Here is a 12245-nt window from a genome sequence, read left to right as displayed (position 1 = left end):
ACATTCACGGCGTTCGGCGATGAAGGCCAGAGACCGTTCCCATGCAGCGTCTGCTCCTCAGTCTGGTGATCCTTTTGTGTGCCACGGCTTGCGACAAGGCACCCGAGCCAACTGCTGACACGCAGCAAGCGCAGGAGTTGCGCGAACTGGGCTTGCCAGCCGGGCATCTGAGCCCGACCGAAGAGTCGGAAGTCGACGCCATGGCCTTGCCCGTCCCGCCCCCCTGGATCGGCGACCTTGACCAGATGCGCGAGTTGCGCGCCGTGCGCATTCTGGTGCCGTACAACAAGACCTTCTATCTGATCAATCGTGGCCAGCAAATGGGCGTTGCTTACGAGTACGGCAAAGCCTTTGAAAACTGGCTGAACAAACACCGGCCGCTGAAAGGCAAAGCCATGCGCTGGCATGTGGTGTTCATACCCACCGCGCGCGATCAGTTGCTGTCCCGGCTGCTGGCCGGCTATGGCGACATTGCCGCCGGTGCGCTGACGATTACCAGCGGACGCCTGAAGATCGTCGACTTTACCCCGCCGATAATGAGCGACGTGCGTCAAATGATCATCACCGGCCCCGAATCGCCCCGTGTCGTCAGGCTCGAGGATCTGTCCGGTCAGGACATCTATGTACACAGCTCCAGCAGCCATTTCGAGCATCTGCTCGAGCTGAACCAGCGCTTCAAGGCGCGTGGTCTGGCGCCGGTCAACATCATTCCGGCCAATGAGAATCTGGAGCCGGAAGATTTGCTGCAGATGGTCAATGCCGGTTTGCTCGGCATCACCGTTGTCGACAACCATATTGCCGAACTGTGGCAACCGCTGTACACCGATCTGGTCCTTCACGACAGCTTCTATCTGCACGAAGGCGGCGATATCGGCTGGGCCATGCGCAAGAACAGCCCGGAGCTCAAGCAGGCGCTGGACAGCTTCACCAGGGAGCACAAGCTGGGCACCGAGTTCGGCAACATCATGCAGCGGCGCTTCTTCAGCAATGAGGATCGCCTGCTCGATGCCTCGTCGAAGACCGATATGCAGCGTTTCAACGCGCTGGTCGGGCTGTTCGAGAAATACGCCAAGATCTATGACTTCGACTATCTGATGCTGATGGCGCAAGGCTTCCAGGAGTCCCGACTGAAGCAAAGCGCGCGCAGTCACGCCGGTGCGGTCGGGGTCATGCAGGTATTGCCCTCGACTGCCGCCGACCTGGGCATCAAGGATGTCGCCAGCAGTACCGAGCGCAATATCGAGGCTGGCAGCAAGTACCTGCGTCTGGTCGCCGATACCTATCTGGACGACCCCGCGATCCTTCCGCAGAACCGCACCTTGCTGAGTTTCGCCGCCTACAACGCCGGCCCCGGCAACCTGATGAAGTTCCGCCGGCTCGCCGAGAAGTCCGGGCTGGATCCGAACGTCTGGTTCGGCAACGTGGAGCATGCGGCAGCGCGCATCATCGGCCGCGAAACCGTGGACTACGTGGGCAACATCTACAAGTACTACATTGCATACAAACTGTCGGCAGAGAAACTCAAGCTGCGCGACCTGGCCGCCCAGCAGCACTGAGCGGCGCAGCCAGCCGGCTCAGGCCGGAGCGCGCAGCGCCAGACTGAGCGCGTCCACCACTTCCGCCCAGTCGGCATCCTCACCCAGCGCCTCGCGCAGGAATTCAGCCTGGGCGGGCGTCCAGAATGGCGCATCTTCCAGCTGCACCTGTGCATCCAGCGGGCTGTTGGCTTTGATGAAAGCAGCAATTGACTGGTCATCACAGGCCAGACCGAGCTGCTCGAACAGTTGATGGAACGGATGTACGGACATTTGCATGGAACCTCCCTGAGTCGGCAATGCTGGTTACAGCCACAACACCTGACTGAAGAATAGACCAGCAAGCCCCTGCCATAGCCGATCAGCAGAATTCTCCTGCAGCGCTGTATGATCGGCACTTTGCATTTTGTGGAGAGACCGATGGCCAAGGCCAAGCGCATGTATGGCTGCACCGAGTGCGGTGCGACCTTCCCCAAATGGGCCGGACAATGCGGCGACTGCGGGGCCTGGAACACCCTCACCGAAACCATGATCGAAGCACATGCCGCCGCCCCCAGCGGCCGTGCCGGCTGGGCCGGCGAGCAGGCGCAGCTGAAAACCCTGGCCGAAGTCAGTGTCGAGGAGGTGCCGCGCTTCTCCACCGCGTCCACCGAACTGGACCGGGTACTCGGCGGCGGCCTGGTGGATGGTTCGGTGGTGCTGATCGGCGGTGATCCGGGTATCGGCAAATCGACCATCCTGCTGCAGACCCTGTGCAAGCTCGCCGAGCGTGTGCCGGCCCTGTATGTGACCGGCGAGGAATCCCAGCAACAGGTGGCCATGCGTGCCCGGCGGCTGGATCTGCCACAGGACAAGCTGAAGGTGATGACCGAGACCTGCATCGAGGTCATTGTGGAAACCGCCAAACGCGAGCGGCCCAAGGTGATGGTCATCGACTCGATCCAGACCATCTTCACCGAGCAGCTGCAATCGGCCCCCGGCGGCGTGGCCCAGGTACGTGAAAGCGCAGCGCTGCTGGTGCGCTTTGCCAAGCAGAGCGGTACGGCAATCTTTCTGGTCGGTCACGTGACCAAGGAAGGCGCGCTGGCCGGCCCGCGGGTACTCGAGCACATGGTCGATACGGTGCTGTATTTCGAGGGCGAAGCCGATGGCCGGCTGCGTCTGCTGCGCGCGGTGAAGAACCGCTTCGGCGCGATCAACGAACTGGGCGTGTTCGGCATGACCGACAAGGGCCTGAAAGAAGTCACCAACCCTTCCGCGATATTCCTCACCCGCGCCCAGGAGGAAGTTCCCGGCAGCGTGGTGATGGCCACCTGGGAAGGCACCCGGCCGATGCTGGTGGAGGTGCAGGCACTGGTCGACAGCAGCCACAGCGGCAATCCGCGCCGGGTCACCCTGGGCCTGGACCAGAACCGTCTGGCCATGCTGCTGGCCGTGCTGCACCGCCACGGCGGTATCCCCACCTACGACCAGGATGTGTTTCTCAATGTGGTTGGCGGGGTCAAGGTGCTGGAAACCGCTGCGGATCTGGCGCTGCTCGCGGCGGTCATCTCCAGCCTGCGCAACAAACCGTTACCCCATGACCTGCTGGTATTTGGCGAGGTTGGCCTGTCCGGCGAGATCCGCCCGGTACCCAGTGGTCAGGAACGCCTCAAGGAAGCCGCCAAGCACGGTTTCAAGCGCGCCATCGTGCCCAGGGCCAACGCCCCGAAAGAGGCGCCTGCCGGTTTGCAGGTGATTGCGGTGACGCGCCTGGAGCAGGCGCTGGATGCGCTGTTCGAATAGTCGCCAGAAGCACTTGCCTGCCGACCCCGGCAGGCAACGCTAGACAGCGTCTTCGGGGTCTTCACCGAGCATGGTCAGCTCGCGTTCCATCAACTGCTCGTCACCCAGATTGAGTTCAATCAGCCGGCGCAGATGGCTGATCGAGTCCAGATCGATATGCCGGCAGTCAAAGCCCAGCAAGCCGTCCTCGGTGCGGGCCAGCGTCACTTCCATGCGGATCTGCAGCACTTCGGACAGGTCGATCTCGGCGATGAATGGTTGCCCGGGATTGGCATCCCAGCCTGGCGGGCGCTCGACCAGCAAGCCGCGCAGTGACACGTCGCACAGCTCGACTTCCCAGCTTCGATCATCCTGACGCAAGCGTGAGTCGGCATCGAATTGAATGCGCTGAAATCGCCTGCGCTCGAGTGCGGAGGAAAACATGGAAAGACTCCCGCTATTGGTTTAACCCGATAAAAGGCTTGGAGCTGTCATGCCTGCGCTCAAGTGTAGTGGCAATTGCCGGCAAATTCCCCGAGCACCGCGAAATGCCCGGCTTTTGTGACCGGCTTCACGCTTCGCCCGCAGCCGGCCTACTCGACCAGCAGGCCATCGACCCGCTGAAAGCCCCGCGGCAGCTTGTTGCCACGCCGCCCGCGCTCGCCCTTGTAGTGCTCCAGATCATCCGGCTTGAGTGACAGGGTGCGCTTGCCGGCCTGCAACACCAGCGTGGCGCCAACCGGCAACACGGCAAGACCGGTCATGAACTCCTCACGGCTGCTTACCCGCTCACCGGGGATGCCGATGATCTTGTTGCCCTTGCCCTTGCCCAGCTGCGGCAGATCGCGGATCGGGAATACCAGCAGACGGCCTTCGGTGGTGACGGCCGCCAGCCAGTCCTGTTCGCGATTGGCCAGCAACTTTGGCGGCACCACCTGGGCGCCGGCAGGCAAGCTGAGCAAGGCCTTGCCGGCCTTGTTTTTCGCCTGCAGGTCTTCGCCCTTGACCACGAAACCGTAGCCGGCATCGGAGGCGATCACGTACAGCGCCTCATCATCGGGCAACAGCAGGCATTCGAAACTGGCGCCCGGCGGTGGCTGCAAACGCCCGGTCAGCGGCTCGCCCTGACCGCGCGCCGAAGGCAGGGTATGCGCCGCCAGTGAATAGCTGCGCCCGCTCGAGTCGATAAACACCACGTACTGGTTGGAGCGCCCCGGTGCAGACAGCTTGAAGCCGTCGCCGGCCTTGTAGGAGAGTCCGGTGGCATCCACATCGTGGCCCTTGGCGCAGCGTACCCAGCCTTTTTCCGAGAGCACCACGGTGACCGGTTCGGTCGGCAGCAGCTCGGTTTCCGACAACGCCTTGGCCTCACCACGGGCAACGATCGGCGAGCGTCGGGCATCGCCGTACTTTTCCGCATCGGCGAGAATTTCACTGCGCACCAGCTTCTTCAGCTTGGCTTCACTGCCGAGCAGGCCTTGCAGCTTGTCGCGCTCCTTGGCCAGCTCATCCTGCTCGCCGCGAATCTTCATCTCTTCCAGCCGCGCCAGCTGGCGCAGGCGGGTATCGAGGATGTAGTCAGCCTGATCGTCAGACAGGCCAAAGCGGGCCATCAGCACCTGCCTGGGCTGGTCCTCGGTGCGGATGATGTGAATCACTTCATCCAGATTGAGGAAGGCCACCAGCAAACCTTCCAGCAGGTGCAGGCGGCGCTCGACTTTATCCAGACGGAACTGCAGACGCCGGCGCACGGTGCCGACGCGGTACACCAGCCACTCGGTGAGCAGGGTGCGCAAGTCCTTGACCTGCGGCTTGCCGTCGAGTCCGATGACATTGGTATTGACCCGGTAGCTGGACTCCAGGTCGGTGGTGGCAAACAGGTGGGTCATCAACTCGTCGGCATCCACCCGGTTGGAGCGCGGAATGATCACAATGCGGCAGGGATGCTCGTGGTCCGATTCGTCACGCAGGTCGGCGACCATCGGCAGCTTCTTCGCCTGCATCTGCCCGGCGATCTGCTCCAGCACCTTGGAACCGGAGACCTGATGCGGTAGTGCGGTCACCACTATGTCGCCGTCTTCGATACGGTACACGGCGCGCATGCGCACCGAGCCCTTACCGGTTTCATAGATTTTCAGCAGGTCGCTGCGCGGGGTGATGATCTCGGCTTCGGTGGGGTAATCCGGGCCCTGGATATGCTCGCAGAGCTGCTCGACCGTGGCTTTCGGCTCATCCAGTAGGCGAATACAGGCGCTGGCCACTTCACGCAGGTTGTGCGGCGGCACATCGGTGGCCATGCCCACGGCAATGCCGGTGGTGCCATTGAGCAACAGGTTGGGCAGGCGTGCCGGCAGGGTCGCCGGCTCGTCCATGGTGCCATCGAAGTTCGGCACCCAGTCCACGGTGCCCTGACCCAGCTCGGTCAGCAGTACTTCAGAGTAGCGCGACAGCCGCGCCTCGGTGTAACGCATGGCGGCGAAAGACTTGGGATCATCCGGCGCACCCCAGTTACCCTGACCATCGACCAGCGTATAGCGGTAACTGAAGGGCTGGGCCATCAGCACCATGGCTTCGTAGCAGGCCGAGTCTCCATGGGGGTGAAACTTGCCGAGTACGTCACCGACGGTGCGCGCCGACTTCTTGTGTTTGGAGTCGGCGTCCAGGCCCAGCTCGCTCATGGCATAGACGATACGCCGCTGCACCGGTTTGAGACCGTCGCCGATATGCGGCAGGGCGCGATCCATGATCACGTACATCGAATAGTTGAGGTAGGCCTGCTCGGTAAAGTCGGCCAGCGAACGGCGCTCTACCCCATCCATGCTCAGATCCAGAGACTCGGTCATTAGGTCATTCCACAGTGTTCTGGCGCAGCACCAGGGTGCCGTCGCGCTGGGTGAATTCGAGTTTTTTCAGGGCGCTCATGCCAAGCAGAACCTGCTCACCGTCCATATTCGGCACGATGATCGCAGCTACCTGGTGCAGCTGGATATCGCCCAGCTGCAAGCTGTCGATAGCAGTGCTCCAGCCCCTGGCAGTGCCATTGGCGGTATTGACCTGGATCGGCCGCAGCTTCTGCAGACCGATGCGTTCAGCCACGGCCAGCGGAATCGCCACCTGGGTCGCGCCGGTATCCAGCATGAAGGTCACACTCTCGGCATTGATCCGGCCATCCAGCAGGTAATGTCCGCCCTGCCCGCTGGCCAGCCGTATCTCGATGAACCCTTCGCCGTGGCGCGACTGCGGTGCCTGATTGGGGTTGCGCTTGCCTTCCTGCCAATTGCCGAACAGCCAGGTGCCCAGTGCGATGGCCAGCAGCCAGGCGATGATCAGCATCACCCGACCGGCACGCTGGCCGGGTAGCGGTTCTTCGATCAAACCAGCACCTCGGCCAGATTGCCTTTGGACTCCAGCCAGCTCTTGCGGTCGCCGGCGCGTTTCTTCGCCAGCAGCATGTCCATGATCTCGCGGGTGCCTGCGTAATCTTCCAGGGTCAGCTGCACCAGCCGGCGGGTATTGGGGTCCATGGTGGTTTCACGCAACTGCGGCGGGTTCATCTCGCCCAGACCCTTGAAGCGGGTGACCTGCGGTTTGCCGCGGCGCTTCTCCGCCACCAGGCGGTCGAGAATGCCGTCGCGCTCGGCTTCATCCAGCGCGTAGAAAATATCCTTGCCCAGGTCGATGCGGTACAGCGGTGGCATGGCCACGTAGACATGTCCGGCATCCACCAGCGGACGGAAGTGCTGGACGAACAGGGCACACAGCAGCGTGGCAATGTGCAGCCCGTCGGAGTCGGCATCGGCGAGAATGCAGATCTTGCCGTAACGCAGCTGGGTCAGATCGCTGGAACCCGGATCGAGGCCGATGGCCACGGCGATATCGTGCACTTCCTGGCTGGCCAGCACTTCGCTGCCGTCCACTTCCCAGGTATTCAGGATCTTGCCGCGCAACGGCATGATCGCCTGAAACTCCTTGTCCCGCGCCTGCTTGGCCGAACCACCGGCCGAGTCACCCTCGACCAGAAACAGTTCGGAGCGCATCGGGTCCTGACCGGCGCAGTCGGCCAGCTTGCCCGGCAGCGCCGGGCCCTGGGTGATGCGTTTGCGTTCGACTTTCTTGCTCGCCTTGAGGCGGCGATTGGCGTTGCTGATGGCCAGCTCGGCCAGCTGCTGACCCAGCTCCGGGTGGGCATTGAGCCACAGACTGAAGGCATCCTTGACCACCCCGGCAACAAAGGCCGCCGCCTCGCGGGAAGACAGGCGCTCCTTGGTCTGCCCGGAGAACTGCGCGTCCTGCATCTTCATCGACAGCACGAAGGCGATGCGCTCCCAGATATCTTCCGGCGCCAGCTTGACTCCGCGCGGCAACAGATTGCGGAACTCGCAGAAGTCGCGCATGGCATCCAGCAAGCCCTGACGCAGGCCATTCACATGGGTGCCGCCCTGGGCCGTGGGGATCAGGTTGACGTAGCTCTCCTGCACGCTGTCGCCGCCTTCGGGCAACCACAGCAACGCCCAGTCCACGGCTTCCTTGTTACCGGCCAGACTGCCGACGAAAGGATCCGCCGGCAGCCGCTCGAATTCGCTGACTGCATCCACCAGATAGGAGCGCAGGCCGTCCTCATAGAACCAGTCAACCCGCTCGCCGCTGGACTTGTCCTCGAAGCTGACCATCAGCCCCGGGCAGAGTACCGCCTTGGCCTTGAGCACATGCTTGAGGCGACTGAGGGAGAACTTCGGTGAATCGAAATACTTGCTGTCGGCCCAGAAACGCACGCTGGTACCGGTGTTGCGCTTGCCGACCGTGCCGATCTCCTGCAACTCGCTGGCCTTGAAGCCATCGGCGAAGGTCATGCGGTATTCCACGCCATCGCGTTTGACCTTGACCTCGACCTGGGTCGACAGGGCATTCACCACCGAAATGCCCACGCCGTGCAGACCACCGGAGAACTGGTAGTTCTTGTTGGAGAATTTGCCACCGGCATGCAGCTTGGTGAAGATCAGTTCGACCCCCGGAATGCCTTCTTCGGGATGGATATCCACCGGCATGCCGCGGCCGTCATCGATGACTTCCAATGAGTGATCCTCATGGAGAATCACCTGGATACTTTTTGCGTGACCGGCCAGGGCTTCGTCGACGCTGTTGTCGATCACCTCCTGAGCCAGGTGGTTGGGGCGCGCGGTATCGGTGTACATGCCCGGGCGTTTGCGCACCGGATCGAGGCCGGAGAGGACTTCGATGGCATCGGCGTTGTAAGTGGCCATAGGTTCTCTGGTGGTGATTAAAGGTCGGAAAAGTCGATATCGCGCCACAAGCGGGCATCAATACCGGCAAACGCAAACAATGCCGGCAAACGGGCAGCAAAACCCTGAAAACCGTGATCACCGCCGGCCTGGATACGCAGGGCGCAGCCACGGTATGCAGTTTCTGCCTCGCGATAGTCGAGGGTCTCGTCGGCTGTCTGCAGCCACACCTGGTAGCGCTGCGGGTCCTGCGGCCACGGCACTTGCAGTTCGGCCAGCGCGCTGCGGTGTTCTTCGGTGGGCTGCCAGGTTTCGCCGGTGTAGTAATTGGTCTGCAACTCGGCACAGTCGGCAAAACGCTGATGGGGTAGCACCGAAGGATTGATCAGCAACGCCTTCAGGTCATGCCGGTGCGCGAGGTAGGTCGCATAGTAGCCACCCAGCGAACTGCCGACCAGCACCAGCGGATCACTACCTGCCGCGCCTATCAGGGTTTCCAGCTGGGCGATGGCCTGGCGCGGATGGTGATGCAGAGCCGGCACATAGAGCTGCTCGGCAATGCCTATGCGGCGCATGGCGCCCAGCAATTGCCGGGCCTTGGTCGAGGCAGGCGAACTGTTCAGACCGTGGATATAGAGAATTCTTGTCATGGAGCGAGAGGCTACAAGCTAAGGGTCGCTGCCGGCAAGCGCAGCAGCGCGGAAGGTGAATCAGTAGCCCTTGATGGTGTAATCGATCTCGAAATCGATATCGGTAACCCGCGAAACGCCGGTTTCCAGACGCCCGTCGGCGTACAGCCGCAGCCAGCGATAGCCGGGCGCTTCATGGTCCACCTGGAACTCGCTGCTGCCGGGCGCAAACTGCACGCAGGTGGACAGCGAAGCCAGCAGGCGCACGCCGTTGCGCTGCTGATCTATTTCCTGATGAACATGCCCCCAGAGCACAGCCTTTACCCGCGGATAGCGATCAAGCACCGCGAACAGTGCTGCCGGATTGCGCAAACCAATCGGCTCCAGCCAGCGACAGCCAACCGATATCGGGTGGTGATGAAAACTGATCAGCACATGGCGGTCGCCGGCGCTGGCCAGCGACTGTTCGAGCAAGGCCAACTGCCCGGCGTCAAGCTGACCGGCTACCGACCCGGGGATGCTCGAGTCGAGCAGAATGATGCGCCAGCCAGACATGTCAATCACCGGCTCCAGCAGGTCAGTGCCCGTGCAGACCTGGTGCATTACCGACATATCGTCATGGTTGCCGGCAAACCAGCGTTGCGCGCCGGGAATTGCCGCAGTCATCTGGCGAAAACGCTGATAGGACTCGGCACTGCCATCCTGGGAAATATCCCCGGTGGCCAGAAGCAGATCGACCTGCACCTGTTCTTCGAGTACCCGCTGGATTACTTGCTGCAGGCTGTCGCGCGTATCCATACCCAGCAGCCGGCCATCTGCTTCTGCAAACAGGTGGCTGTCGGACAGCTGAACCAGCAGGACCGATTCATTGGCTGGGGTAATTTGACTCGGCAAGCGCCATCTCCCGGAAGGAACGGCTGAATTATGCTGGCTTCTGGTTACGCCGGTAAACCCGATAAGCGGGACAAGCTCACAAAACCCGCATGCCGCGGGAAAAATTATTGACAATCAAGCACTTAACTGCCAATAGAATGGCGCCAAATTTACCTGAACTCGAACTCGAGTTCGTGGCCGCAACCCAGGCAATAGGTCAGCCATTCGCCCAGAAACAGATTCAACTGGGTCTTCTCGTCCGGCTGATGCATGGCCTGATTCGGGTAGGGGTAGAGGCTGCGCAAGCGCCGGACATTGTCTGCCACAACCACTTCAGCCATGCGCGCATCGTGATAGACGCGAATTTCAAAGCGCGGCGACGGCAGCCACGGCGATTGCTGCTCCTGCTGCACCATCAGGGTAGTGGTGTACGGACTGACATCGACCACATCCAGGCGCAACACACCCAGCCGATGCTCCCCGTCGCTCAGGGCAATGCTGCGCGAAGTCTGTCCCGCGCGCATTTCCGGCAGCAATTGCATGAGCCGCACGTAGTTGACCTCGCAAGCGCTTTGCAGCCCGGCCAGATCCACACGATAGCGTTCCCGCAACAGGTTCACCCCCACAGCCCCCTCACCTCCGCCCGGTTCAGCGCCAGCCATTGCAACGCAATGATGCTCGCGGCATTGTCGATCAAGCCATCCTTTACCGCCTGCAAGGCATCCTCCAACGGCCAAACATGCACACGGATGTCTTCGCCCTCCTCTGCCAGGCCATGAATGCCGGCTGCACTGGAGCTGTCGCAGCGCCCGACAAACAGGTGCACCCGCTCATCCGAGCCCCCCGGCGATGGATAATAGGCAGTCACCGGCCACAGCGCACCCAGCTCCAGACCCGCCTCTTCAACCGCTTCACGGCGGGCGACTTCCTCGGGCTGCTCGTCCTTGTCGATCAGACCCGCCACCAGTTCCAGCAGCCAGGGATTTTCACTCTTGTCCAGCGCACCGATACGGAACTGCTCGATCAACACCACCGTGTCACGCTGCGGGTCGTAGGGCAGCACGCATACCGCATCGTGGCGGACAAACAGTTCGCGACTCAGCTGCGGGCCCATGCCGCCGGCAAACTGGCGATGGCGCAGATGCACGCGATCCAGACGATAAAAGCCGCGATAGCACGACTCCCGCTCGGTCACCTGCACGTCATTTCTGCACATTTTCTCAGTCAAGACTTTGCTCCCTTGCTCTGCAGCGCATGCTGCCGCGCGCATTGGACATTGGCGATGAAACTAGCAGACCTGTCCCTGTGATGCACTGTCTGACCAATCGGCAGACACGGGTGATCAAGCCCAGACAGATAACCCATAGCGCTACGTCCTGCTGGCAATACCTGACGATGCACCTTTAAATACCCTTCACTGACCTGACGACCATTATGCAAGGTGCAACATGAATCCGCAGACAACCGAACCTAAAGTAGCGCTGATCATCGGCGCCGGTGATGCCACCGGCGGCGCTATCGCCAAACGCTTTGCCCGCGAGGGCTACATTGCCTGCGTGACCCGGCGCAGCGCCGACAAACTGCAGCCACTGGTCGACAGCATCATCGCCGAAGGCGGTCAGGCCCACGGCTTCGCCTCCGATGCGCGCAAGGAGGAGGATGTCGCCGCGCTGGTCGAGGCAATCGAAAGCAGCATCGGCCCGATCGAAGCCTTCGTCTTCAATATCGGCGCCAACGTGCCGTGCAGCATCCTCGAGGAAACTGCGCGCAAATATTTCAAGATCTGGGAAATGGCCTGCTTCGCCGGCTTCCTCACCGGTCAGGCGGTAGCGCGACGCATGGTCAAGCGTGGCCGTGGCAGCATCCTGTTCACCGGCGCCACCGCCGGGATGCGCGGCGCGGCCAACTTTGCCGCCTTTGCCGGCGCCAAACACGGCATTCGCGCACTGGCACAAAGCATGGCGCGCGAACTGGGGCCGATGAACATCCATGTCGCCCACGTGGTGGTGGACGGCGCCATCGACACCGCATTTATCCGTGACAACTTTCCCGAGCGCTACGCCCTGAAAGATCAGGACGGCATCCTCAACCCGGAGCACATTGCCGACAATTACTGGTACCTGCACAGCCAGCCGCGCGACGCCTGGACCTTCGAACTGGATCTGCGCCCCTGGCAGGAGCGCTGGTAAGGCAGCAAGTCGGCG

At 61.9% G+C, this 12245-nt stretch carries 12 protein-coding genes; 3 read left to right on the top strand and 9 right to left on the bottom strand.

Annotated elements, in window-relative coordinates; genetic code table 11:
- The first annotated feature begins 41 nt into the window (after positions 1–41).
- Complete coding sequence (locus BLT89_RS01450) at positions 42–1556, top strand: MltF family protein (protein ID WP_090192745.1); 1515 nt, start codon at positions 42–44, stop codon at positions 1554–1556.
- 18 nt (positions 1557–1574) lie between these two features.
- Here the strand turns inward: BLT89_RS01450 and BLT89_RS01445 are convergent, their stop codons facing one another.
- Positions 1575–1814, bottom strand: a complete 240-nt coding sequence (locus tag BLT89_RS01445) for a DUF2789 family protein (protein ID WP_090192744.1) — start codon at positions 1812–1814, stop codon at positions 1575–1577.
- 141 nt (positions 1815–1955) lie between these two features.
- Between BLT89_RS01445 and radA the strand changes: the two genes are divergently transcribed.
- On the top strand, positions 1956–3320 hold the full coding sequence (gene radA / locus BLT89_RS01440) for a DNA repair protein RadA (RefSeq protein ID WP_090198574.1): 1365 nt from the start codon (positions 1956–1958) through the stop codon (positions 3318–3320).
- 39 nt (positions 3321–3359) lie between these two features.
- Here the strand turns inward: radA and BLT89_RS01435 are convergent, their stop codons facing one another.
- The 8 genes from BLT89_RS01435 to nudF all read right to left on the bottom strand — a co-directional run bounded on the left by BLT89_RS01435 (position 3360) and on the right by nudF (position 11257).
- Entirely contained in the window at positions 3360–3743 is a 384-nt protein-coding gene (locus BLT89_RS01435) for a PilZ domain-containing protein (RefSeq protein ID WP_090192743.1), read from the bottom strand.
- Positions 3744–3892: 149 nt separating this feature from the next.
- Positions 3893–6142 (bottom strand): DNA topoisomerase IV subunit A, encoded by a 2250-nt coding sequence (gene parC / locus BLT89_RS01430; protein WP_090192742.1) that lies wholly within the window; start codon positions 6140–6142, stop codon positions 3893–3895.
- A 4-nt stretch (positions 6143–6146) separates the two neighbouring features.
- On the bottom strand, positions 6147–6632 hold the full coding sequence (locus tag BLT89_RS01425) for a retropepsin-like aspartic protease family protein (RefSeq protein ID WP_090198568.1): 486 nt from the start codon (positions 6630–6632) through the stop codon (positions 6147–6149).
- A 38-nt stretch (positions 6633–6670) separates the two neighbouring features.
- A complete protein-coding gene (parE, locus tag BLT89_RS01420; protein ID WP_090192741.1) occupies positions 6671–8560 on the bottom strand; it encodes a DNA topoisomerase IV subunit B in 1890 nt (629 codons plus the stop codon).
- Between the two features lie 17 nt (positions 8561–8577).
- Positions 8578–9189, bottom strand: a complete 612-nt coding sequence (locus tag BLT89_RS01415; protein WP_090192740.1) for a YqiA/YcfP family alpha/beta fold hydrolase — start codon at positions 9187–9189, stop codon at positions 8578–8580.
- A gap of 60 nt (positions 9190–9249) precedes the next feature.
- Positions 9250–10062: a 3',5'-cyclic-AMP phosphodiesterase gene (gene cpdA, locus BLT89_RS01410; protein ID WP_090192739.1), complete on the bottom strand. Its 813-nt coding sequence runs from the start codon at positions 10060–10062 to the stop codon at positions 9250–9252.
- Positions 10063–10211: 149 nt separating this feature from the next.
- Positions 10212–10667: a DUF1249 domain-containing protein gene (locus tag BLT89_RS01405; RefSeq protein WP_090192738.1), complete on the bottom strand. Its 456-nt coding sequence runs from the start codon at positions 10665–10667 to the stop codon at positions 10212–10214.
- Positions 10658–11257 (bottom strand): ADP-ribose diphosphatase, encoded by a 600-nt coding sequence (gene nudF, locus BLT89_RS01400; protein ID WP_090192737.1) that lies wholly within the window; start codon positions 11255–11257, stop codon positions 10658–10660. Before nudF ends, BLT89_RS01405 begins: the two co-directional genes overlap by 10 nt.
- Positions 11258–11489: 232 nt before the next feature.
- Between nudF and BLT89_RS01395 the strand changes: the two genes are divergently transcribed.
- Positions 11490–12230: an SDR family oxidoreductase gene (locus BLT89_RS01395; RefSeq protein WP_090192736.1), complete on the top strand. Its 741-nt coding sequence runs from the start codon at positions 11490–11492 to the stop codon at positions 12228–12230.
- Positions 12231–12245 lie beyond the last annotated feature (15 nt).

It is taken from the genome of Pseudomonas pohangensis, assembly GCF_900105995.1.
Lineage (GTDB): Bacteria > Pseudomonadota > Gammaproteobacteria > Pseudomonadales > Pseudomonadaceae > Aquipseudomonas > Aquipseudomonas pohangensis.
The sequence above is the reverse complement of the archived record's forward strand: the minus strand, read 5'-3'. Positions and strand labels throughout refer to the sequence as shown.

Bases quoted from the DNA above. Each gene is read 5' to 3' on its own strand.
- BLT89_RS01435 (WP_090192743.1), bottom strand. From the start codon at position 3,743: ATGTTTTCCTCCGCACTCGAGCGCAGGCGATTTCAGCGCATTCAATTC.
- BLT89_RS01425 (WP_090198568.1), bottom strand. From the start codon at position 6,632: ATGCTGATCATCGCCTGGCTGCTGGCCATCGCACTGGGCACCTGGCTG.
- BLT89_RS01415 (WP_090192740.1), bottom strand. From the start codon at position 9,189: ATGACAAGAATTCTCTATATCCACGGTCTGAACAGTTCGCCTGCCTCG.
- nudF (WP_090192737.1), bottom strand. From the start codon at position 11,257: ATGTGCAGAAATGACGTGCAGGTGACCGAGCGGGAGTCGTGCTATCGC.
- parE (WP_090192741.1), bottom strand. From the start codon at position 8,560: ATGGCCACTTACAACGCCGATGCCATCGAAGTCCTCTCCGGCCTCGAT.
- BLT89_RS01395 (WP_090192736.1), top strand. From the start codon at position 11,490: ATGAATCCGCAGACAACCGAACCTAAAGTAGCGCTGATCATCGGCGCC.
- parC (WP_090192742.1), bottom strand. From the start codon at position 6,142: ATGACCGAGTCTCTGGATCTGAGCATGGATGGGGTAGAGCGCCGTTCG.
- BLT89_RS01445 (WP_090192744.1), bottom strand. From the start codon at position 1,814: ATGCAAATGTCCGTACATCCGTTCCATCAACTGTTCGAGCAGCTCGGT.
- radA (WP_090198574.1), top strand. From the start codon at position 1,956: ATGGCCAAGGCCAAGCGCATGTATGGCTGCACCGAGTGCGGTGCGACC.
- BLT89_RS01450 (WP_090192745.1), top strand. From the start codon at position 42: ATGCAGCGTCTGCTCCTCAGTCTGGTGATCCTTTTGTGTGCCACGGCT.